The organism is Bradyrhizobium sp. WSM4873 (genome assembly GCF_055811355.1).
This window is the reverse complement of record NZ_JBVVPS010000007.1, coordinates 127688-150060: the sequence shown is the minus strand read 5'-3', so window position 1 is coordinate 150060 and position 22373 is coordinate 127688. Positions and strand designations below refer to the sequence as shown.

General features: G+C 56.9%; 18 protein-coding genes and 4 pseudogenes. 12 read left to right on the top strand and 10 right to left on the bottom strand.

The genetic code is table 11. The features are described 5' to 3' along the window. Positions 1-1727, bottom strand: a 1727-nt coding sequence (locus AC0L21_RS13050; RefSeq protein WP_473261932.1) for a M10 family metallopeptidase, incomplete at its 3' end; no start/stop codon positions are given. A gap of 133 nt (positions 1728-1860) precedes the next feature. Here AC0L21_RS13050 and AC0L21_RS13045 point away from each other — a divergent pair. Beyond that, positions 1861-2238 (top strand): hypothetical protein, encoded by a 378-nt coding sequence (locus AC0L21_RS13045; protein WP_473261930.1) that lies wholly within the window; start codon positions 1861-1863, stop codon positions 2236-2238. 140 nt (positions 2239-2378) lie between these two features. On the opposite strand, the gene AC0L21_RS13040 is transcribed toward AC0L21_RS13045, so the two are convergent. The 4 genes and pseudogenes from AC0L21_RS13040 to AC0L21_RS13025 all read right to left on the bottom strand — a co-directional run bounded on the left by AC0L21_RS13040 (position 2379) and on the right by AC0L21_RS13025 (position 6096). After that, positions 2379-3197, bottom strand: coding sequence for a cupin domain-containing protein (locus AC0L21_RS13040; RefSeq protein WP_473261928.1), 819 nt, complete (start codon positions 3195-3197; stop codon positions 2379-2381). A gap of 189 nt (positions 3198-3386) precedes the next feature. Beyond that, positions 3387-3704, bottom strand: a pseudogene (locus tag AC0L21_RS13035) (sugar phosphate nucleotidyltransferase); the annotation flags it as partial. 70 nt (positions 3705-3774) lie between these two features. Continuing rightward, positions 3775-4791: an NAD-dependent epimerase gene (locus AC0L21_RS13030; protein ID WP_473261926.1), complete on the bottom strand. Its 1017-nt coding sequence runs from the start codon at positions 4789-4791 to the stop codon at positions 3775-3777. Positions 4792-4809: 18 nt separating this feature from the next. Then, the gene (locus tag AC0L21_RS13025) at positions 4810-6096 is read right to left on the bottom strand and encodes a nucleotide sugar dehydrogenase (RefSeq protein ID WP_473262140.1); all 1287 of its coding nucleotides are present in this window, start codon (positions 6094-6096) and stop codon (positions 4810-4812) included. A 469-nt stretch (positions 6097-6565) separates the two neighbouring features. Between AC0L21_RS13025 and AC0L21_RS13020 the strand changes: the two genes are divergently transcribed. The 7 genes and pseudogenes from AC0L21_RS13020 (at position 6566) to AC0L21_RS12990 (ending at position 11998) form a co-directional block, all read left to right on the top strand. Beyond that, positions 6566-7411 (top strand): class I SAM-dependent methyltransferase, encoded by an 846-nt coding sequence (locus AC0L21_RS13020; RefSeq protein ID WP_473261924.1) that lies wholly within the window; start codon positions 6566-6568, stop codon positions 7409-7411. A 297-nt stretch (positions 7412-7708) separates the two neighbouring features. Continuing rightward, complete coding sequence (locus AC0L21_RS13015) at positions 7709-9073, top strand: O-antigen ligase family protein (protein WP_473261922.1); 1365 nt, start codon at positions 7709-7711, stop codon at positions 9071-9073. Between the two features lie 235 nt (positions 9074-9308). Then, a pseudogene (locus AC0L21_RS13010) lies at positions 9309-9431 on the top strand (IS66-like element accessory protein TnpA); the annotation flags it as partial. 94 nt (positions 9432-9525) lie between these two features. Then, positions 9526-9726 (top strand): hypothetical protein, encoded by a 201-nt coding sequence (locus AC0L21_RS13005; RefSeq protein ID WP_473261920.1) that lies wholly within the window; start codon positions 9526-9528, stop codon positions 9724-9726. Between the two features lie 60 nt (positions 9727-9786). Further along, a pseudogene (tnpB, locus tag AC0L21_RS13000) lies at positions 9787-10020 on the top strand (IS66 family insertion sequence element accessory protein TnpB); the annotation flags it as partial. Positions 10021-10065: 45 nt separating this feature from the next. Next, a pseudogene (gene tnpC / locus AC0L21_RS12995) lies at positions 10066-11582 on the top strand (IS66 family transposase). 68 nt (positions 11583-11650) lie between these two features. Beyond that, entirely contained in the window at positions 11651-11998 is a 348-nt protein-coding gene (locus AC0L21_RS12990) for a hypothetical protein (RefSeq protein ID WP_473261918.1), read from the top strand. A 1-nt stretch (position 11999) separates the two neighbouring features. Here AC0L21_RS12990 and AC0L21_RS12985 read toward each other — a convergent pair whose 3' ends face one another. Next, the gene (locus tag AC0L21_RS12985) at positions 12000-12392 is read right to left on the bottom strand and encodes a hypothetical protein (RefSeq protein ID WP_473261916.1); all 393 of its coding nucleotides are present in this window, start codon (positions 12390-12392) and stop codon (positions 12000-12002) included. Positions 12393-12640: 248 nt separating this feature from the next. Here AC0L21_RS12985 and AC0L21_RS12980 point away from each other — a divergent pair, with 248 nt between their 5' ends. The 3 genes from AC0L21_RS12980 (at position 12641) to AC0L21_RS12970 (ending at position 17389) form a co-directional block, all read left to right on the top strand. Then, positions 12641-15055, top strand: a complete 2415-nt coding sequence (locus AC0L21_RS12980) for a glycosyltransferase (RefSeq protein ID WP_473261914.1) — start codon at positions 12641-12643, stop codon at positions 15053-15055. Positions 15056-15218: 163 nt separating this feature from the next. After that, a complete protein-coding gene (locus tag AC0L21_RS12975) occupies positions 15219-16169 on the top strand; it encodes an NAD-dependent epimerase/dehydratase family protein (RefSeq protein ID WP_473261912.1) in 951 nt (316 codons plus the stop codon). Then, the gene (locus AC0L21_RS12970; protein ID WP_473261910.1) at positions 16166-17389 is read left to right on the top strand and encodes a glycosyltransferase family 4 protein; all 1224 of its coding nucleotides are present in this window, start codon (positions 16166-16168) and stop codon (positions 17387-17389) included. The genes AC0L21_RS12975 and AC0L21_RS12970 overlap by 4 nt, the downstream gene beginning before the upstream one ends. A gap of 37 nt (positions 17390-17426) precedes the next feature. Here AC0L21_RS12970 and AC0L21_RS12965 read toward each other — a convergent pair whose 3' ends face one another. Genes AC0L21_RS12965 through AC0L21_RS12955 form a run of 3 tightly spaced genes read right to left on the bottom strand, consistent with a single transcriptional unit; the run spans position 17427 to position 19968 of the window. Further along, positions 17427-18281, bottom strand: coding sequence for a class I SAM-dependent methyltransferase (locus AC0L21_RS12965; RefSeq protein ID WP_473261908.1), 855 nt, complete (start codon positions 18279-18281; stop codon positions 17427-17429). Beyond that, positions 18271-18840 (bottom strand): acyltransferase, encoded by a 570-nt coding sequence (locus tag AC0L21_RS12960; RefSeq protein ID WP_473261906.1) that lies wholly within the window; start codon positions 18838-18840, stop codon positions 18271-18273. Before AC0L21_RS12960 ends, AC0L21_RS12965 begins: the two co-directional genes overlap by 11 nt. A gap of 39 nt (positions 18841-18879) precedes the next feature. After that, entirely contained in the window at positions 18880-19968 is a 1089-nt protein-coding gene (locus AC0L21_RS12955) for a glycosyltransferase family protein (RefSeq protein ID WP_473261904.1), read from the bottom strand. 199 nt (positions 19969-20167) lie between these two features. On the opposite strand from AC0L21_RS12955, the gene AC0L21_RS12950 reads away from it, so the two are divergent. Beyond that, on the top strand, positions 20168-20908 hold the full coding sequence (locus tag AC0L21_RS12950; RefSeq protein ID WP_473261902.1) for a class I SAM-dependent methyltransferase: 741 nt from the start codon (positions 20168-20170) through the stop codon (positions 20906-20908). Here AC0L21_RS12950 and AC0L21_RS12945 read toward each other — a convergent pair. Further along, complete coding sequence (locus AC0L21_RS12945) at positions 20905-22293, bottom strand: hypothetical protein (protein ID WP_473261900.1); 1389 nt, start codon at positions 22291-22293, stop codon at positions 20905-20907. The two genes, AC0L21_RS12950 and AC0L21_RS12945, sit on opposite strands and share 4 nt — an antisense overlap. Between the last annotated feature and the right edge of the window lie 80 nt (positions 22294-22373).

Below are 22373 nucleotides of genomic sequence, written 5' to 3'. Positions count from 1 at the left end.
GTATAAAGTTCGATCGACGTGCTGCCGCCAGCGGTTATCGTGGTGCTGCTCACATTGTCAAAGTTCGCCCGGAGGTCGGGCAGCGATGGAGGCGGCGCCGGCAGCACGGTGATTTGCGTAACGTTATAGGTGTTGTTGGCTTCGATGCTCTCGGCGATAGCGTTGGTGTGGTCGGCGATGCCCCCGATGTAATAGGTGCCAGGCGCCAAATTGCCAGGCAGCGTCAGCGAGACGGTCTGATGGTCGTAATAGCCCGTCGTGTGATAGGGCGTCAGCGCCGATGCACCGATCGTCATCAGCAGACTGTCGCTGGTGGTGATCGTGGCGTCAGTCGAGAGATAAATGCCGGTAGTCGACGACGCCGCCGACGTATTACCGAAATTGACGGTATAAAGTTCGATCGACGTGCTGCCGCCAGCGGCTATCGTGGTGCTGCTCACATTGTCAAAATTCGCCCGGAGGTCGGGCAGCGATTCGCTTGGGAAGGTGCCATCCGCGAACTGAAAATTCTCGACACCCGTGATAGTATCAATGCCGTCGGGTGTCCCGCTTCGCTGATCAACGACTGTGTACGTCAGCGTGGCGGAGTTATAGGTGATCAGGTAATTAGCATGAGCGCCTGAAAAAACCGCCACATCGGCCCCGGCCCCGCCGAGGATCGTATCGTTGCCGCCACCGCCGACTAGCGTATCGTTGCCGCCGCCGCCGCTGAGGTTGTTGGCAATCGCGTTTCCAACCAGCGTGTCGTTGCTTGAGCCGCCAATGGCGTTATCGATGTAGGATCGCGCATCGTTATTGTATAAATAGGCATTGTAGATATTGCCCGCCGCATAGTGTCCGCTTCCCAGATATGCAAGTTGTACTGCGGATGTGACCGATGATGCCCCGGGATTGAGATTGATCGACACCGACGTCGAGTAGTTCGACAGGTCGTAGGTATCGATGCCGTTGCCGTCCCAAACCGTCTCGAAGATGCGGTTCGCCGAACCTCCGGCGCCGTTGCCCGGCGCCAGTTGCGCGACGCCGTTGATGAATTCCTGCCCGGTCGTCGGGCTCCAGGAGTAGACGGTGTTTTCGCTGTGAGTCGTGAAGTTGGCGCCGTAAAGGGTTTGCAGGGCCAGGATGTCGTTGGCCATGTAGGTTTGGGGAAATCCGAAGCTTTCATTGGTATAGCCCGTTAGAGGACCACCCACATAACTGCGGTAACTCATGACGCTGTATTCGAGATCGTCATGCGCTGCTGGCACCGCGACATTGGCGACGCCGCCCGCTTCCTGGCTGTGCTTGAGGCCTAACGCATGGCCGAGCTCGTGTATCGCCGTCGCGAAGTAATAGTTGCCCAGCGCCGACAGCGAGTAGTTGTAGGCCGTTCCAAACCAGATATCGCCGCCGGCAGGAACATTCGCCGGATAGTAAGCGTAAGAGGTCGGATTGGCGGCCGGAGATTGGGCGATGGCGATATCCGCGCCGTTCGTTCCAGCGAACTGGATTGAAGCGTTGGTGTAGCTTGCGACCAATCCAAAGGCGTAAGTGATGGCTTGCTGCATCGCGACAGGCGCCGAAGTGAAGCCTGCAGTCGTTGGCTCGCCGTCACCTTGATAGCTGGCGGGATAGTCGCTTGGAGAATCGGGAAAGCTATAGGTGATCGTGCTGGACCACTTTGTGCCGCCCAGCAAACCATCGATTTCGGGATTGTTTGTTCGGGAAACAGTTACGGCGGTGGCCAAGGGATCTCCTTCAGGTGTATTCGTGCCCTGATTCGCGTTGCCGCTTCACATCGTGGATCGATAATAAACAGGCTTAATTTGGGCCTAATCCGTTTCCATAACGTTACGCTGCCTTGGGGAAATGAGGCGTTTCATGGAACTCTGGATGAAACACGGCGGCAATCCTCGCGTGTCGACCCTGAAACGAAGCCAAGACGGCTCTCCGATCGCCCGTCGCATACTCGTTGTGGGTATCGAACTAGTCGTCGTCTTGCTCGCGGTGACGGATCCAGATCAGACCTATCGGGAAAGGCACGTTTCCATGTCCAAGAGCGCATCCGCCGACGAAGCAAAAACAGTCGGGAATCGCGCAATCCCTCCGGCACGAGATCCCAGGATAGCGGTGGAGGAGGAATATCAGCTGGCGCGACGGCAAGGCACGGCGGAGGCGCTGGACCTCTTCATTGCGAGGCACCCCGACGATCCCCTGGCCGCCAAGGCGCGGGCCGACCTGCTGTTGTTGTCGCGATAGCGTGCCGTGATTTCCCGAAGTCCGGACAGAATCGATAGCCTTGGGTGCTCCGCCAGCCCGCGCCAAAGCGACGTTTGTCGGCCCACGCGGCAACAAGGAACGATTGGTCAGTGACAGCTCAGGCTGTCCAGGTTACATTGTCACGAGCGGCGATAATCGTCTTCGATCCGGATGATATCGTCTTCGCCGAAATAGCTGCCGGTCTGAAGCTCGATCAGCTCGAGCTGGATCTTGCCCGGATTTTCCAGCCGGTGCACTGCGCCGATCGGGATATAGATCGATTCGTTTTCATGTACGATCTTGACGAGTTCGTTGACGATCACCTGCGCGGTGCCACGCACCACGATCCAGTGCTCGGAGCGATGGTGATGCTTTGCAGCGACAGCCGCCCGCCGGGCCTGACGATGATGCGCTTGACCTAGTGGCGATCGCCATTGTCGACCCGATTGATACGAGCCCCAGGGCCGGTGAACCTTCAGATGCTCCTTGGTCAACTCAGGCGCGACCGTCTTCAGCTTCGCGACCAGCCGCTTCAATCCGTTGGCGTCCTTCTGGCGCGACACCAGCACCGCGTCCTGGGTGGCGACGATCAGAAGATCGTCGACCCCTTCCAGCGCGACCAGCGCCCTGTCGGTCGAAACATTGCAGTTGCGGGAATGCTCGAACACGGCGGCGCCGTGTGCGGCGTTGCCGTCGGCATCCTTGTCCGACAGCTCCCACACCGCATGCCAGGAGCCGACATCGGACCAGCCGCAGGCCACCGGCACCACCGCCGCCCGCGAGGCCTTTTCCATCACCGCGTAATCGATCGAGATCGGCTTTGCCGATCCGAATGCTGCGGGCCCCAGCGTGACAAATCCGAGATCGCGTCCGGGCTTCACCACCGACTCGGTAACAGCCTGCACGCTTTCGGCATCGACCTTGCGGTATTCATCGAGCAGAACCGAGGCGCGAAACATGAAGTTGCCGCTGTTCCAGAGATAACCGGCCTTGATATTTCACCGGGCCTGCTTCTGGACGAATTTTGCGACGCTGCGAACCTCTCCGGACACTGGCTCGCCGGGATTGATGTAGCCGTATTCGGTGGCCGCGCGCTCGGGGTGAACGCCGAAGGTCACGATGCTTCCGGCCTCGGCCGCCACCAGGCCCTAGCGGCAGGCGGCGAGAAATGCGTCGGTATCGCGCACGACATGGTCGGCGGGGAGCGCCAGAACGATCGCCTCGCCGTCGCGCGACTGCGCGAACGCCGGTCCGGAATCCCGCCGCATCGGCTCCAGCAGCACATCCGCCTCAAGCCCGATCTCAGCAAGCTGCTCCAGCACCATGAAGCGATAGGCGGTGTTGGTGATGACGATCGGCCGCTCGAACAGCGCCGGCTCCGACACCCGCCGCATGGTATCCTGAAAGGTGGAGTGCATCCTGAACCACGGCAAAAACTGCTTTGGGCGCACCTCGCGCGAGGCCGGCCATAGCCGCGTTCAGGCACCGCCGCACACCATCAGTGGAATAATGCGTTTCGTCATCGGCGCCCTGTCGTTACAGATTGTGGTAGTCACGATACCATTTCGCAAACCGCGCGATGCCGTCCTCGATACTGGTCGCCGGCCGGAATCCGATGTCGCGCGCGAGATCTTCGATGTCGGCATACGTCGCCGGCACGTCGCCTGGCTGCATCGGCAACATCTCCTTGGCGGCAGTGCGGCCGAACTCCTGCTCCAGCAATGCAACCACGTGCATCAGCTCTTCGGGATGATTGTTGCCGATGTTGTAGATCTTCCAGGGTGCTGCACTGCTGGAGGGATCAGGCCTGTCGCCCGACCAATCCAGATTGCCTTGCGGGGGGCGGTCCATCAGGCGAACGATCGCCTCTCCGACATCCTCGACGAATGTGAAGTCACGGCGCATCTTGCCGTGATTGAACATTTTGATCGCGGAGCCTCCGACGATCGCCTTGGCAAAGATGAACATCGCCATGTCAGGACGGCCCCATGGACCATACACAGTAAAGAACCGAAGACCAGTGGCAGGAAGCCGGTACAAATGACTGTAGGCGTGGGCCATCAGCTCGTTTGCCTTCTTCGACGCGGCATAGAGGCTGATCGGATGGTCGACATTGTCGTTCACCGAAAATGGTAATTTCGTGTTCGTGCCATAGACCGAGGAAGATGAGGCGAACAGGAGATGTCGGCAATCGTTGCGACGACAGCCCTCGAGCACATTGATGAAACCTTCCAGATTCGCGTCAATATAGGCGTGGGGATTTTCAAGCGAATAACGCACGCCGGCCTGGGCTGCCAGATGAATGACAACCCGAAACCGGTGCTTGGCGAACAATGATCTCGTCCTCACGCGATCAACCAAATCTAGCTTCACGAAACTGAAATTCGCATCGCGTTTCAGGATTTCCAGCCGAGCTTCCTTGAGCGTTGGATCGTAGTAATTATTCATGACGTCGAGGCCAACAACCATATGACCCAGCGACAACAGCCGCTCAGCGACGTGAAATCCGATAAAGCCGGCAGCACCGGTGACCAAGATCGTACTATCGGACATCTTCTCCCCAGTCGGTTCTCAGATCCGCCACAGCTCGACGCCGGGCGGCGTAGAGCTGCGATCGAGCTTCATTTTTATGTCCAGAACCAGTCCCCTACCATCACTTAACAGTTCCTGAATAAGCGACCAGCCTGCGACGACATATTGTTCGTGCGCAACGGCCAGGATGATCGCGTCGGCGGGTCTCAATTGATCAATGTCGAGAAGCGTAACGCCGTACTCGTGTTTGGCATGCGCCGCATTCGCCAGAGGATCGTGAACCTGGACCGCCAGGCCGAATGATTCCAGTTCCCTGATAATATCGACCACGCGGGAGTTGCGCGTATCGGGGACGTCCTCCTTAAAGGTCAGGCCCAGTATTGTGACGGTGTCTCCCTTCCCTACCCGCCGCCGGAGCATTCCGCGGACGCATTCCCGCGCGATACGCTGGCCCATTCCATCATTGATGCGGCGGCCCGCCAGAATAATTTCCGGATGATAGCCAGCCTTTTCAGCGCAGTAGGTAAGGTAATACGGATCGACCCCGATGCAGTGACCACCAACCAATCCGGGATGAAATGGCATGAAATTCCATTTCGTCCCCGCGGCCGCCAGGACGTCACCGGTATCGATGTCGAGGGCTTTAAAAATGAGCGACAGTTCGTTCATGAATGCAATATTGAGGTCGCGCTGGGTATTTTCGATGACCTTCGCTGCTTCCGCCACCTTGATCGATGGGGCGCGGTGAATTCCGGCTGTTACCACCGATCCATAAACGTCGGCGATGATGTCGAGCGTCTTCGCATCCTGCGCGGATACGATCTTCATGATCGTTTCAAACCGGTGCACCTTGTCACCGGGATTGATGCGTTCGGGCGAATATCCTACTGTGAAGTCAACGCCGGCCTTCAGGCCCGACGTCTCTTCGAGAATAGGAATACAGTGTTCCTCGACCGCGCCCGGATAAACGGTCGATTCGTACACGACGATATCACCGATTCTGAGCGCAGTTCCCACTGAACATGATGCCGCCATCATGGCATCGAGGTCCGGCCGATGAGCATCGTCGATCGGAGTTGGGACTGTGACGATGTAGAAGTCTGAGCTCAGGATCGCCGTCAGATCAGCGGAAAAAACCAGCGATGTGTGCCGGAGATCACCGGTCTCCACCTCGCGGGTGCGGTCATGGCCCGCATTCAGCTCCGAAATACGTGTCGCATCGACGTCGTACCCGATGACGGGAACGGATGTTCGGGCAAACGATACCGCCACGGGCAATCCGACATAGCCCAAACCGACAACTGCTATACTGCGCCCGTGTGCCACTATGATCATCCAATAGTCCAAGGGGTCTGTTTAGACGCAGTGCCAGCCCGTCAGCAATAGCGAAACTGACCGCAATGGCCTGCTCCGTTATGGAGTTCTACTCCATCTCCCGGTTTTATTTAGACGACGCTAAGTCCTAGGCTGTAACATTGTCCGGCTTCGAATGCGCGGATTTTCGGTCCGGCCAACTGCTTTATTTTGCTGGTTCTTCGGCTGGGCGAGGCTTATCCAGCATATCGCTGGAAGAAGCGATTTAAGTCCCGCAAACTGACATCCAGAAACAATTGCAATTCACCGAAGCTTTCCTGTGGATCACAAAAAAACTCGCGATAGAAACCGCTTTTGGGTCTGGACTCAACTGCATCTGGCTCATTGTATTATTGCAGTTTTTTCTTTGCGCTTATGATGGTATTATTGAGCTAGAGCGGACAAATACTGCAATGTTCCAGCTGACATGAAATACTCTTCGATGAACGATCTTATGCAAAACAACGATCCCGACGTTGCGGCGGGATTCGGCCACGAATGGTCGACGTTCCGACAGAACGAGAGGGACTTTTCACCGGCCGACCGCGAGGCAATCTTCCAATCGTACTTTCGAATCTTTCCCTGGAACGAGCTTCCGCCTAATCCGGTTGGCATCGATGTGGGCTGCGGAAGCGGCCGCTGGTCCGTTATGGTCGCACCAAAAGTTGGCCATCTCCATCTGCTCGACGCGAGCATCGACGCTCTCGCGGTTGCCAGGCAAAACCTCCTCGGTGCCACCAACGTCAGCTTTCACGTCGCGAGCGTCGGCGACATACCCGTTGAGGATGATTCTCTTAATTTCGCTTTCTCACTTGGTGTCTTGCATCATGTGCCAGACACCATGGCGGCCATCCGCAGTATCGCAACCAAGCTGAAGATCGGCGCGCCCTTCTTGATCTACCTTTACTATGCGCTAGACAACCGTCCATGGTGGTATCGCGCGATCTGGCGCTTCAGCAATTTCTTCCGGGTGATCATTTCGTCCTTGCCGCCCTCCGCGCGGCTGATCATCAGCCAGATAATCGCTGTTGTTGTCTATTGGCCATTGGCTCGCTTCGCAGCGCTGGTCGAGCGCGCCGGCTTCTCTCCAGCCTCCATCCCGCTAGAGTTCTACCGATATCGCAAATTCTACGTCATGCGCACTGATGCCTACGACCGGTTTTGCACCAGGCTCGAGCGGCGATTTACGAGGCAGCAGATCGAAAAAATGCTGGCAGACGCAGGTTTCGGAGAGGTAGCCTTTTCCGACGAAGTGCCTTACTGGTGTGCGGTCGGAAGAAAACGATGAAACGCTATACCCAAGACTTTGGTGGACGCGTCTTCCTCTGCCAGTCGGATTGGCCGAACGCTTGCACATTCAATAGACGAGCTCAATCCGCACGGTCGGTGCGAGAAAACGCTTACGAATGAAATCACCCAACAATGTGTGATAACGATAATTGACGCACATTTTTGATGGTGAATGCAGGCTAACGAGCACTGGACCCACATCGGCCATTCCGCCATAACGTGATAAACTTCGAGCCGTTAGACTACTTGCCCCCCCCGAAACGCCCGCCTGTCACAACATTCGGCACACGACTTTATGAACACCGAAGTTTCCCGGCCTCGACCAATCCGCGGAGCATGTACCGGAGCTGTGCTGGTAAACTATTGCCAACGCGTCCTTGCTGCGGCGACGGCGGCGATTGTCACGACGGCAGCATTTTCAAAATTATTTGTACCCTTTTATCTGGTCGGCTCGACGGCAATTTTCGCTGCAACGAGCACGCTCGGAGCTACGCTGGTTGCTATTAGCTGGCGCCAGATACATGGAATGGCCACCAAGGTCACCGAAGTTCTTCTCTTGTTGGGAGCGCTCTATGGTCTCGTGATTATCGACTTTCTCCTTCTTTCTCGTCCAGACGTTCCATCGACGTACTTATTTGGGATCCTTGTTTTCCACGCCGTGTTTATGACTTTTGGTTTTGCCGCAGCACGTGCTTTGAAGGCAGTCCTGATCATGTTGCTGGGCTCGGCCGCGATCTATTTGATCGTGCTCCTCCAATACACCGCCCGATTCGGTGACTTAATGCGCGACGGCCATCTCAATGATGTCTTCGGTGTCGGAGATCCAGCTATATTCATCACCTTTCACCAGAATATTGGAATCGTGCTGGGACCCGCGGCGCTTGCCGCAATTGGACTAGCTTCAAATCGGATCAGGCAGGTTCTTGCCCTTGGCGCCTTGCCGTTCGTTCTCCTATTTCTGTTCCATATCTCAGCGAGAGGAGCGCTGGCTGGACTTGTTTGTAGCCTGACGTTTCTGATGGGCGCAGCTCTCTGGGTCCGCTCAAAAAAGTGGGCTCTGCTCAGTGCCATGGCTGTGATCGTAGCCGCGACGTTGGCGTCAGACCTGTTCTACCAGCGCGCGCTTCAGCACAAACCAGCCAACGCGGTAGCTCCGGACGCGATTTCCCGTACGGTTCGAGAAATTCAGGATCCGAATCCCCTTTTCCGTCTCCAGATATGGAAACGGGCGTGGCACCGCATTTTATCCGAACCGCACAGGCTTTTGCTGGGTCGAGGGATTGGGATGTTTCCGGTCGATGAAGGTTTTGGCGCTCCAGATTGGCTGCTTCACCCTATCGATGCATCCAAATATTATCCCCACAACGTGCATCTTGAAATACTCTACGAAACCGGAATTGCAGGGCTGGTGCTGTTCAGCATATTGACCTTCTGGCCAATAGTTGCATCGCTGCGCCGTTGGTCGATGTTTTCCCTCGCGGAGAAATCCGTTATCGCCATTTATCTTTTTTACCTTGTGAATTCGGACATTTCCGGCGCGTTCGCCTATACATACGTGCTGCAGTTCTTCCTCGCATTGACAACTGGGGTCATCGCCCTCAACCGGACTGGAGAAGGAAGCAGGCAACACCATCCAACCGACGCCTTCCGCGCGGGATAAACTGGCTTTGAGACTCGCCGGGAAAACTTGGAGCCAAGCAACACCACTATTGCGTTTGGTCACCCGTTTTGAAGAGCAATGGCTCAATTCCTAGACGGAACGTTCGCTCGGAATTCCGGAACTGCCGTAAGCGCTGTTTCGGTCCCACCTTCCATTGAAGGCGTCGAGCGAGGAATGATCGATCTCTGACTGGAGATCGGCTTGTGTCTAAGTTTGACCATATGGTTGAGCCTAGATCTCGGTTCGTCGGGTCGAGGTCATCACGGAGAGCGGCCGACGCCGGCAGTTCTCGGCCGACGACAAGGCGCGGTTTGTCGAGGAGACGCTGGCCGCGGGAGCCGTGGTATCGGAGGTCGCGCGGCGGCACGGATTGTCGCCGCAACAGCTGTTTACGTGGCCGGCAAATGCGACAGCCGGTTACGATCCCTGTGGGACCCGAGCCGCAGACGTTCGTGCCCGCTGTCGTTACCCCATCGTGCACGCCGCCGGAGCGCTCACCGCGGCAGCGCCGACGCCTTCGGAAGACGCCCCAGGGGGCGGAGACCAGCGGCATTATCGAGATCGAGATCAACGGCGTCGCCGTCCGGATCGACCGCGGCGCGGATGCCGCGACGGTTGCGGCCGTGCTCCATGCGCTGAAGACCTGCACGTGATCGGTCCGAAGGGCGCGGTGCGGGTGATGGTGGCGACCAGGCCGGTCGACTTCCGCAAGGGTGCCGAAGGCCTTGGTGCGTGAGAGCATGCAGGCCGATCCGTTCTCCGGCGCCGTGTATGTGTTCCGCGCCACGCGCGCCGACCGGGTGAAGCTGATCTACCGGGACGGCACGGGTGTGTGCCTGTTCGCCAAGCGGCTTGAGACCGGTTCGTTCTGCTGGCCCAACGTGCAAGACGGCGTCATTCGCCTGACCGCGGCGCAGCTGTCAGCCTTGCTCGAAGGACTGGACTGGAAGCGCGTTCACGCGGGATGCCGCGACCCATGGTGTATTCGCATCATGGCGACAAGTGCCGACACGCTTCCGGACGATCCCGGCACGCTCAAGGCGATGCTGCTGGCCGAACGGGCGCGCGCCGCGCGGCTCGAGCAGATCATCAAGGAGTTGCAGCGTCATCGCTTCGGCCGCCGGGCCGAGACGCTGCCGAAGGACGCGTTGCTGCTCGGTTTGGAGGAGGTCGAGGCGAGCAGTGATGCCGCGACCGATGCAGCCAATGGTGCCGAGCGATCGAGCCGAGCCGCACGGCGCCGCAGGAACAGAGGAGCGCTGCCGGCGCATCTTCCGCGGGCCGAGATGCTGATTGACCTCGACGATGACGCCTGCCCGTGCTGTCAGCAGGCGCTGCACCGGATCGGCGAGGATGTGAGCGAACGATTGGATATCGTGCCGGCCCAGTTCCGGGTCCTAGTCGTAGGGCGGCCAAAGTATGCCTGCCGGGCCTGCGAGACCATGGTGCAGGCACCGGCGCCAGCGCGGCTGATCGAGGGCGGCCTACCGACCGAAGCCACCGTGGCGCAGGTACTCGTCGCCAAATATGCCGACCATCTGCCGCTGTATAGGCAGGCTCAAATTTACGCCCGCCAGGGCCTCGAACTGGATCGCTCGACCCTGGCCGATTGGGTCGGGCGGGCAGCCTTCCTGTTGCGGCCGGTGCATGAGCGACTGCTCGCGAAGCTGAAGCAGTCGACAAAACTGTTTGCCGACGAGACCACTGCCCCCGTGCTTGATCCCGGACGCGGCCGCACCAAGACCGGCCAGATCTGGGCCTATGCCCGCGACGACCGGGGGGCGGCACGGACCCGCCCGCCGTCGCCTATGTCTGCGCTCTCGATCGCAAGGCCGAACGGCCGATCGTCCACCTCGCGAGTTTTGCAGGCATCCTCCAGGTCGACGGCTATGCCGGCTATCGGGTCCTGGCCGAGCGCGGTGACGTAGAACTGGCGTTCTGCTGGTCACATGTGCGCCGGCGCTTCTACGAACTCGCCGCGGCCGGTCCCGCACCGATCGCCAGCGAGGCGCTCGAACGTATCGCCGGGCTCTACGTCATCGAAGCCCAGATCCGCGGCCGTACCGCCGACGAGCGTCGCGCCGTCCGCCAAGAGAAGAGCCGGCCGATCCCCGACGAATTCGAACCCTGGCTGCGCGCCAAGCTTAGTCTAATCAGCCAGAAGACCAAACTCGCGGAGGCCATCCGATATGCGCTGTCGCGTTGGGACGGGCTGACGCGCTTCATTGCCGACGGCCGCATCGAGATCGATTCCAATGTCGTCGAGCGCGCTATCCGCCCAATCGCGCTCAACCGCAAGAACGCCCTGTTGGCAGGCTCGGACGGCGGCGGCGAACACTGGGCCATCATCGCCTCACTGATCGAAACCTGCAAGCTCATCGGCGTCGAACCCCATGCCTATCTCGCCGACGTTATCACCCGCATCGTCAACGATCACCCGAATAGCCAGATCGACGAACTGCTACCCTGGGCCTATCTCGCTACCCAAGAATGCTGGCGCGTGGCCTGACAACATCGCTTACGAACTGCCAACCTAAACGCCATCATCACAGGCGGGATTCACGAATATCCCACAACGTGCATCTGAAGGTCATCTACAAAGCCGGAGCCCTTGGGCTTTTGCTGTTCAGCATTCTGACTTTCCTGCCGATCGTTGCGTCGCTGCGCCAAGGGTCCGCTTATTCTGCCGCGGAAAAATCCGCAATCGCGATATATGTTTTTAACCTCGTGAGCTCGGAAATTTCCAGCGCATTTGCTTATACATACATGCTCCAGTTCTTCCTCGCATTAAGCGTTGGAATCATTGCCCTGAAAGAGACTACCAGCCACACGCCAGGGAAGTCATCCGCCGCCTCGTTCCTGCCAAACACTACGCCAATTACCGCGAGCGCCCCGGTTCAGATCGGGCAGTCGTTGGGCAGCTAATTCAAGGATCAATTTCGACTCGAGTTACCTCGAATCCCCAATCGCCGTAAGAGCCTGGGTTGTGATTTATTTGTACAAGAAAATGCTTGATCGTTGAGGCGACGTTTGGAGGTAATATGATTGCATATCCGCGCACCTTATAATCGCGATCGTCGGCGGAAATATCGATATCGAATTTGTTGGAAGCACAACTTTCGAAACTGACCCGGCCAAGTTCTTTGAGCCGAGCACGCACGGCATTTTCTGCCGCAATGCAAGCCATGATTCTCATGTCATTTAGATATGCGTTCAAACGCTCGTCTGCACGGGACGAGGCCGGACGAAAAACCGTGGCCAAGGTCAACGTAACCAAAAGAATGACTACGCGGGCTGCTGCTTTTCGAACCGACAACACGGCACCATCAGTTCTAGTTGGATTGCTTTCGCTTTCAATCCGTGCAGGTCGTCCAACGGCTTAGTCAAAGGGACCGCGAGAGATCAGTCATTTGTGGCAGGTTACCACTGACGAATGTCACCAACAAGACACATGAGCGCGGATAGGCGCTTGTGCGCTGCAGGAATTGTTCTTAGAAACGAGCCAGATCCTGGGCGTATTTATACAAATGTTCCGAGGACAAATAACTTCATGTGAGCTGAAAGAATATGGAGACTGCCACACAACCGCGGCGAATACTATACGTTGTGAACGAGGACTTCGCGTTCTTGCTCAATCGTCTGCCGATGGCTCGGGCGGCGCGAGACGCTGGCTTCGAGGTTCATGTTGCGACACGCGTCGACAAAGGTGGCGAAGCTATCAAGGCAGAAGGTTTCATCCTACACCGGATCCCCTTCCGACGTGGCGGGCTATCGCCGTTTACCGCCATTCCGACAATTGCAGCTCTTAGGCGGGTTCAACGTGAAATCGAACCAAAAATTGTTCACCACTCGGGTCTGCAATGCTGCGTCTATGGGTCTATAGCGGCGCTAGGGAAGCAAACGCCGCTGGTAAACGCGATAACCGGACTTGGCTATATCTTCACATCCGTGAACTGGCGAACGCAGCTGCTTAAGCGGAGCATGATGGCCTTGCTGCCATGGCTTCTGAATAGTGAACACAGCACCGTTCTTGTTCAAAACCCCGACGATCAATCTGCTCTCGAAACGCTCGGAATTGACGGGAAGCGGATCGTCTTGATACCTGGATCGGGCGTTGATACCGATGTTCTGCAGCCGCTTCGGGAGCCGAATGGACCGATTACAATTGGTTTTGCAGGCCGCTTATTGATTGATAAGGGCATTCGAGCGCTGGTTGCCGCCCATAATATTCTCCGTAACCAGGGACATGACATAAACCTGATAATCGCTGGAAATCCCGATCCCGCCAATCCCGCTTCCGTCTTGCTGGAGGAAGCTCAGGAATGGAGCCGGAGGCCAGGAATAAGCTGGCTAGGGCACATCGATAACATCGTGTCTCTTTGGCGGCGTTGTCATATCGCCGTCCTGCCCTCACACCGGGAGGGACTGCCCATGAGCCTCCTGGAAGCCGCCGCCTGCGGCAGGGCAATGATCGCGACAAATGCGCCAGGTTGCCGTGAGATCGTCTTGGACGAACAGACCGGACTTCTAGTGCCGATCGAGGACCCGTTGGCGTTGGCAAACGCCATTTTGCGACTTGCGACATCAAATCAACTACGCGAAAAGTTCGCCCAGTCTGCAAGACAGCTTGTCGTCACGAAATTATCCGCGAAAATAATCGGCGGAGCAGTGGTTGATCTTTACGAGCAATTATTGCTCCACAAATTAGTGGTCACTCGTCGGCGACAGGGATGCTCGGTCTCTGCTCCGGAGGTTTTGAACCGAACCGGAAGGGTTCTCCTCGTCACCCAACATTATGCGCCTTTCCCCAGTACCACCTCCGGATACATGACCGATATTGCCAAAGAGCTTGCGCGAGAAAGCGAAATGATCGTCTTGTCGGGCACTCCAGGTTCCAGCTTAATACGGAGCGAACCAGGCCAACCAACGGTCATTGAAGTAAGGAGCTGGTGGCCAGGAAAATCAGCACTAGTCTCAAGATCGCTCGCGGCTGTATTGTTCGCCTTCCAGATCTTTCTTTCCGTGCTGAAGCATACCCGACGCGGGGATGCGGTCTTGTGCGTTACGACTCCGTTCACGCTACCCTATGCCGTGGCGCTGGCAGCGCGACTGCGCGGAGCCTCCGCGGCACTTATCATCTACGATTTCTATCCGGATTCTTTGATAATGGCGGGTTTTCTGCACCCTGCATCGATGCTGACCAAAATGATGCGATGGGCGAACAAAGTAATGTTTGAACGTTTGGATGCCATCGTCACGATCGGACGCGACATGAATTCGATGCTGATGGCCTATCCCAAAATGACAGCTGAAAAGATTACCTTCATTCCAAATTGGGCGACACTTGCCGTGCGCTATCGTCAGATCGAAGCAGGCAATATCTTTCGCCAGCGTTGTGGAGGCAAATTCCTTGTCGCAATGTCAGGAAATGCCGGATTTACGCACGATCCTGAATCCGTCTTCGAAGCCGCCCGAATGCTGCAAGACAACCGCGACATTCATTTCCTGTTTTCTGGCGAAGGCGTAGGCTGGACCAAATTAAAGGAGCGGCAGGCAGCCTCGCCCCTAGACAACGTCTCTCTAGTCGAGCGCGTACCTGAAGCAGATCTGGAAAGTTTCCTTTCCGCGGCCGACGTCTGGGTTATTCCCTATCGCAAAAACAACACGGGAGTGTCGGTGCCGAGCCGCATCTATAATTTGCTCGCGGTAGGTCGACCCGTCATCATCTGCTCGGAACCGGACGCAGAGGCGGCTATCCTGATCCGGGACCATGATTTGGGATGGGTGGTGCAGCCCGAGAACCCTGCTGCGATCGCTGAGGTGATTAGGGCAGCCGCGCTAGAAGCCGACAGGACCGCGGACAAAGGGCAGCGCGCAGCGGAGATCGCCCCGCAATACACTAGGCGGACCGCCTTGAGATCTTACCGGGAACTGATGAGCCGGCTTTTGGACGATCGAAGCGCTTGTAAGTTGTCAAATTGATGGGGGCATTTTCGTGGGACGGCCTGACCGTCCACGATATTTCGCAATAACGCAACTGTCAAAAGGCCTGGTTTTAATCGTTGACTCACCGCGAAATTTTTTCCTATCGAGACTGCGGCGCTGCCGACATATTTGGCTAGTTCTCCAGCAAAAGGCTTTTCATATGAGCAACGATCCAGTTCTGGTGACCGGCGGGGTCGGATATGTCGGCCGGGAATTGGTCCGTCAACTCGTCGATCAGCGAAATTGCGATGTGCACGTTCTGGACAATCTGACCAGCGGTGAACATCGCTTGTCTTACATGGAGCAGGATAAGTTTGTTCTGCATCGCCTAGACATCCGCGATGCCGATGCGATCGCGGAACTGCTCCGCAAGCTAAGGCCGGTCACGATCTATCATCTTGCGGCCGTGCATTTTATTCCGGCGTGTGAAGCGGCTCCCGGCAACTCGGTAGCGATCAATGTATCGGGAACCGTCAATCTGCTGAACGCGGCGCCGGCCGGCGCTAAATTCATCTTCGCATCGTCGGCTGCAGTCTATCGTCCGCTGCCCGATGCACATCTGGAGCGCAACGAAGACCTGGGGCCGGTCGACATCTACGGCTACACCAAATTGCATGGTGAGCATTTCGTCCGGCACTTCCACGATCAGAAGAAGATCCTGGGAGTAATTGTCCGGCTGTTCAACGTAGTGGGCCCCGGAGAGACCAATCCACATCTCGTGCCCGCCATCATCGGCCAGCTTGCGTCCGGCAAAACCCAGCTCGCTTTGGGAAATCTGTTTCCGCACCGCGACTATATCGACGTCAGCGACGTTGCAACCGGGTTTCGTGCGCTTGGCAAGAGCGATACTTTCGAAGGCGGTCTCCTGATTTCAAACCTCGGCACCGGCCACACGCACTCGGTCGGCGATGTCGTGACCACGATCGCGTCCGCAGCAGGCGTCAAGCTCGATATCCAGCAGGACCCTTTACGCATGCGCGCCGTCGATCGGCCGATGCTCAGGGCATCAACACAGAAGCTGAAGCAGATCACCAATTGGACACCGACAATTTCGCTCACCCAAAGCATGCAACGAGCTTGGGCGAGCCGCGTCGAGGACGGATTTACATGACGGCAAAGAAGCCGCGCGTTGCCGCTATCGTTATCACGCCACCGACATTCAAGGCCAGCGGAGGGGTATCGGCCGCGATTCAGCTGACGCAACGGATCGCAAGACTTACCGACAGCACACTGCTTCTGATGGCGGAGACGGACGACGAAACCGTCGAGGATGGCTTGCGCATCGTCCGTCAGAAAGCGAAAAATCCCCTCTTGTCGGTGCAGAAGTTCCTGCCGCGGCAGGCCGTCAGCATCGCCTGGCGGCCGGAGATCAGTTCCTGGCTGCGTGACGGCCGGTTCGATATCGTCCACTTGCATAATCCTCACCCGCCCGGCGCACTTAAAACCGCGGCAGAAGCCTGCATGGAACTCGAAATACCATATGTGATCTCAACGCATGGTTTCGTCGAGTTCAACGAATTTTCACGTGGCTTCGGCGCTCCGACATGGCAGAAGCCGTTGCTCGAAATGCTGGTGCGGCGTCCCGTGATATATGTCGCTCAAAATGCGGCAAGAGTTTTGATGTTGTCTCCCCAAGAAGAGCCCATTCTAACGAGCATGGGCGTGGACATCAGGAACCTTCGTGTCGTCTCGAACGGCGTCGATCCCTATTTCGCAAAAGCGATCCCGGACGCAGAGCGTCAAGACCTCATCGCGCGCTTCAATCTCCCATCCGACCGATCCCTGATGTTATACGTGGGCAATCACACCGCGAATAAGGGACTCGACGTGCTGCTTCGGGCATTGCCCCTGATGCAAGAAAAGTCCGTGGCCGTCGTCGCCGGTGCGATCCGCTCGCAGGAGGAGCACGAGCGACTGCTCGCCGATAACGGCGTGGCGGGTTCCGACAAGCGACTTCTGTTCACTGATTTCATCACGAGGGCGGAATTGCGCGCGCTCTATCAGACCGTGGATTTGTTTGTATTCCCCTCGCGCGCCGACACCTTGCCGCTTGTGATCCTCGAAGCCATGGCAAGCGGGCTTCCGGTGGTGTCAACCACGATCGGTGGCATTCCGTTCGAAGTACCTCCGGAGGCGGGAATTCTCATGAAGCCGGGAGACCCTGTTCCATTCGCCGCGGCGCTCGATCGGTTGTGCGCCGATCCGTCGTTGCGTCGGACGATGGGAGACGCTGGACGAGCGCGCGTCATGAAGATATTCAACTGGGAAAAATCCGCCGAACAGGCGGTCACGATCTATGAGGAGATTTTGGGGAAAGGATCGCGGACCTAACCCACCGTCATTGCGTCTTGCTAATTCCGTCGTAATTTCAAACGCGCGCTTTTTGTCCAATGAACGAGTAGAGGCGGCCGGCCCGGTTGTCGAAGCGCCCGGCAACGGTCAGGGCCAACTTGAAAACCAGATCGGATTTCAGGATCGTACCCCAGCCCGGAACCGGCAGTTTTCGCGACAACCGGGCAACGACGGAGTCCCGCAAGCTATCGATCGTGTACGGAAAAAGATTGATCGCGCTTGTTAGCGGCCCAAGCACCTCCAGTGGCTCGAATCCAGCCACCCTTAAGGCACCCACATAGCGATCAAGGCGAAAGGCCCGTTCACCACCGTAGAGCCGGTGCAGGGGATGCTGGTCCAAAAACTTTTGGAGATCGGAATCGCGGCTGATGACGTGCTCACGCACCGCTATGGCGATGCCCCCCGGCTTCAATACCCTATACATCTCACGGCAGGCGGTCTCCAGATCGGACATATGGTGCAGAACCGCTCGCGCGAACACGACGTCGAAACTTCCATCGGCGAATGAAAGCCTTTCGGACACTTCCTCCACAACCTCGATAGCAAGATCCGCATCCTGCGCCAGTTTGCGGATCGCCGCGGCTCCGACGATCGCACTCGGATCGGGTTCCAGCGCCGTCACGGCAAACCCATCCTGCGCCAGTGCATAACTGGCAATGCCACGACCGGCTCCGATATCGAGTGCCCGTCCGTGACGCCCACGCAATATTTCGGACACGGCGCGCCATTCGCCCGATGCATAATAGCGTGCGGCAGCCTCGACGAGCGGATCGTCATAGAATGCGTCTCGGGCAACCTGCTGCTGTTCGGGCTGATTGCGAAACCAGACCACCGCTTCTTCCCAAGACGAGAGACTAGGATCAACGCTCATCAGGCGAAAGCTCCCGAACAACAACAGCAGGATTTCCGGCTGCGATGGAAAACGCCGGCACGTCCTTGGTCACGACCGCGCCGGCCGCTACAATTGCACCTTGCCCTAACGTCACTCCGCGCAGCACGAACGCGCCCGCACCAACCCAGGCGTCGTCATGAATGGTGACGGGCTGCTCACCCAGCGCTAGATTGCGGGGATGACCGAGAGTGAATATGTCCTTTGTCTGCTGGTGCCGCTTCGAAGCCTGCAGAGGATGCGTAAGGCTGTCGAATATGTTGACTGAATGAGAAATCAAGACACGATTGCCTATGGCGATCGAAGCAGCCGACCAGATGCGCGTACCGTCGCCCACGTAACACCAATCCCCAATAACAATTCTGCCCCCATGACCGAATGTCATTAGTTCGCCACGCACGAACGTGTCCTGCCCGATCAGAATTAGATCAGAATCTCCGGCCGCATTTTTAATCCGTGCCTCTTGACTTAGACGCGATCTCGGACCAATTCGGCAAGTCGCACGTCTAAAAATCTGCTGAGCAAAGCGATGAAGATTCATGCGATTTGATACTTCGTTGGCTAGTGGTTCATAGCACAATCACAGCCGCCCTGCGAGATCGAGAAAATGCTTCCATTGCAACGACTTGCTATAAAGAGCGGCGATCCGTTCCCGGCCTAGCGACGCCATTGCAGACGTCGTCCCGCTATTGAAAAGTTGCTCTTCGATCAAAGCCGCGCTTTCCTCGGGGGAGCTGTACACCTTGATGGTAGCGTCCGGTTCCATGCCTTCCGGATAGCGCCCGGCGTCCGAAACCAGCAGAGCGCCGCAGCCCATGGCCTCAAAGCACCGCATATTGCCGCGATCCTCTCCGGCCATGTCGATGGCGCCGTTTAGGACGATTCTCGATTGTCCGATCAACTCATACAGCTTTCGGCCGAATACCGGCGCTTTCGCGATTGTTGCTATAGCTTTGGGACGACGATGCTTCTTGAGGGGCGGAAAAAATCCCAACGGACTTTCAGCAAGCCGTGTCAGACGCGAAGCATCGAGACAGAAGACAATTTTCCTGGCGGCAGCAAGATCGGCAACTCGCTCCAGTATCCTCGCCCGACGCGAATGATGTCGAGAGTACCCTCCTACGAACAGCACATCGATGGGCCGGTCGCCTCGGCCATAGCTATCCATTACCGGATCAATAGCAGGAAAAAACGGAGCAACACGGCACCCCTTCTGGCGCCAGTCTTCCAGGATCGAGGGAAAGTTACCGACGACGGCATCGTAAGCCGACAGATCCGCATTACCCGAAGGAGCCGCCCGCCAGCATAAGCTCTTCTTCACGCAACCGGGCAATTTGCGCACGAAACCACTACCATAGCGGACCGGATCAATATTGTACAAGACATCCGTGCGATGATGTTCGATTTGGGCGACGAGGATGTCTTCGAGGGTACTTGACGGCGGCATGCCTTTTTCGCGCGCCCAAGATTTCTGTAGTGTACTGTCGTCACCGTTGGTGAAGAAGGCGTCAGGAGATCTGTCGAGAACCGGCTGCAGGAAATGCAGCGCGCCGAAACGATCTTGCAGGAACAAGTTCAGTCGATCGTCGAAGCCAGTCGCACAGGCCGCTAAACGATCAAACTGACGCAGGTACGATGGGTACACGCCACTATTCTGAAACAGTCGCATTCGATATCCGCCGGAACCAGCACCCAATAACACCTCGGACAGGAATAAGAAACTCGATTACGTGCGCTCCAGCCATCGCCCCCTTGCCGGGGAGGCAAACGGTTGACACCCTCGCATACTGCTGCGAAATAACCTCATTCCATTCATGCGCGGCCAGTTCCGACGGCGACTGCCCCGTAATGCGGACTCAGAACATCATATGATTGGTAAGGATATGGCGGGCCAGCGGATGGAGAACGACCATTCAATTTATTCCAACGCGGAATATCTCGCCAGCAACCCGACGTGGCACATAGAGGACTCGCCGTGGAAGGCCCAGAACATCTACGATATCCTGATCCAAAATAACCTCAAGCCCTCGCGCGTCGCGGAAATCGGCTGCGGCGCCGGCGAAATCCTCGTTCAGCTGAAGGCTCGCCTCCCCGAAAGTTCTTTCGTTGGCTACGAAATGTCAGGACAGGCCTTCGAGTTGGCGCAAAGCCGCGAAAGCCAGGGCGTGCATTTCATCAATGCGGATATGCTGGACAAGAATGTCCACTACGACACGCTTCTGTGCATCGACGTATTCGAGCATGTAGATAACTATATCGGGTTTATCAAATCGTTGCGCGGACTAGCAGACTACACGGTCTTTCATATTCCGCTCGACCTGTCCGTTCAGACCGTGGCCCGCAGTGAACCTTTGCTCGATGCGCGGCGAAGAGTGGGGCATCTTCATTACTTTACGAAGGAGACTGCCCTTGAAACCATCAGATATTGCGGCTACGAGCTCATCGACACCAAGTTGACGGCGCGTGCGATTGATCTTCCGTATCATAGCTTCCGGACAGGATTGATGAGGATACCTCGCATGCTCCTGTCGAAATTGGCGCCGGATCTTGCCGCGCGCATTCTCGGCGGCTGGTCGCTAATGGTACTGGCAAAAAGTAACCAGCCTTAGGTGGTATTGGACGCTGTTGAGGACGCACCCTGGTCGAGTAGCCGAATTGTCTTTACCAGCGCGCCTGCCATAAGCGGCGCGAGCAGCAATCCGCCGGACAGAAACGCCGTATTGAGCGCACTCACCAACAAGGCAAAAACGCCGGCAAAGGCCGCCGACATCACCGCGATGGCAATTGCGGTCTTGCCATTGACCAGATAGACGGCGTCTATCAAGCGGCAGGCAATGCCTGCCAACATACTGAAAACGAAAACCCCGGCGTACGAAAAATCAACCCAGGCGTCGGCGATGAACAGTGCGTTGCTCGTAGCGTCCTTGGTGTTGTGCCAAAGCTCGGAGATAATTGTGTACGCTGGAATGTAATCAAGTCCGATGATCATCGCCAACGGCCGGATATTGGCGCCCCAAGTGTGGGGATATCGGAACGGGAACGCACCGAACGTCTCCAGCAAAGCTTCACTCGGCACCTCAAACACTCTGTAGTAGAGGAACCCCAACGCACCGAAACTGTCGTAAGCCAATACAGTAAGTTTGATGGTCAGATAAAACACCAGAATGATTGCAAACAGTACGGCAATTCCTCCTCGCCAATTTACTCTGTTGCGAAAGACCAGCAGACCAGCCACGATCATTTGAACAAGAAAAAAAGCCGGTGGCGCTTTGCTGAGAGTGTCAGCCTTTCCGATGATAACCGCACCAAATAGCAGGCCCGCTGCCAAAAGCAGCAGCCAGGAACGGTTGATCCAACCCGAGAGCATTCCCCACACGACTAGCATCGGTGCGACCGCTCCCAACACTATCCGGTAGAGATAGTTCTGGCTGCCACCGCGGTTTAATCGGTAAATGACACGGGCCGCCTCGTCATCGGTGATTGACAAGAATCCCTTGACAACGCCGAGATGGTTCTCCCTGATCGAAACCCACGCCAGGAACAGCGTAAGAGCTGTGATCGCCACCACTAGGACGCGGCTGCCACCGACATCGTCTTTCAACGGCTGTGAATTCCAACCAGCCAACGACACATGCATAGCAGCGATCCGCTTTGGGAGCAGCCGGTCGACAATCGAGATTCCTGTGATAACTCCCACGAACATCAGCGCGAGGGAAACGTTCATCGCAATGATAATAGCGTTGAAGTCTGGAGAAGCCGCCTGAATGATGCTGAATATCACCGACTTGCCCCCCATGGAGCCAGACAGTCGCTGGATGACCATCGACTTCTCGCCTGATGACAGCATGAAACTGATATAGGCCGGTCCGTAGATCAACAACAGCGATACTACCAACATGGTTGACGCCGTCAGAAAAAACCGGAGCCTGGAGCAGAGGAAAATTATTGCTCCACAAATGGCAAAAGCTATCAGCACATAACTTGCGACGAGCATGATCACCTTCCGTCAGAAGAAAACTGGTCTCGAATCATCAGTCGACCAGCGCAATAGATGCTCATTGCCATGAACCATTT

Coding starts and splice junctions, on each gene's coding strand:
- AC0L21_RS12955 (WP_473261904.1), bottom strand. CDS start 19,968: ATGCGACTGTTTCAGAATAGTGGCGTGTACCCATCGTACCTGCGTCAG.
- AC0L21_RS13045 (WP_473261930.1), top strand. CDS start 1,861: ATGGAACTCTGGATGAAACACGGCGGCAATCCTCGCGTGTCGACCCTG.
- AC0L21_RS12945 (WP_473261900.1), bottom strand. CDS start 22,293: ATGCTCGTCGCAAGTTATGTGCTGATAGCTTTTGCCATTTGTGGAGCA.
- AC0L21_RS12975 (WP_473261912.1), top strand. CDS start 15,219: ATGAGCAACGATCCAGTTCTGGTGACCGGCGGGGTCGGATATGTCGGC.
- AC0L21_RS12980 (WP_473261914.1), top strand. CDS start 12,641: ATGGAGACTGCCACACAACCGCGGCGAATACTATACGTTGTGAACGAG.
- AC0L21_RS13030 (WP_473261926.1), bottom strand. CDS start 4,791: ATGTCCGATAGTACGATCTTGGTCACCGGTGCTGCCGGCTTTATCGGA.
- AC0L21_RS12970 (WP_473261910.1), top strand. CDS start 16,166: ATGACGGCAAAGAAGCCGCGCGTTGCCGCTATCGTTATCACGCCACCG.
- AC0L21_RS13020 (WP_473261924.1), top strand. CDS start 6,566: ATGAACGATCTTATGCAAAACAACGATCCCGACGTTGCGGCGGGATTC.
- AC0L21_RS12950 (WP_473261902.1), top strand. CDS start 20,168: ATGATTGGTAAGGATATGGCGGGCCAGCGGATGGAGAACGACCATTCA.
- AC0L21_RS13040 (WP_473261928.1), bottom strand. CDS start 3,197: ATGTTTCGCGCCTCGGTTCTGCTCGATGAATACCGCAAGGTCGATGCC.
- AC0L21_RS12965 (WP_473261908.1), bottom strand. CDS start 18,281: ATGAGCGTTGATCCTAGTCTCTCGTCTTGGGAAGAAGCGGTGGTCTGG.
- AC0L21_RS12960 (WP_473261906.1), bottom strand. CDS start 18,840: ATGAATCTTCATCGCTTTGCTCAGCAGATTTTTAGACGTGCGACTTGC.
- AC0L21_RS13015 (WP_473261922.1), top strand. CDS start 7,709: ATGAACACCGAAGTTTCCCGGCCTCGACCAATCCGCGGAGCATGTACC.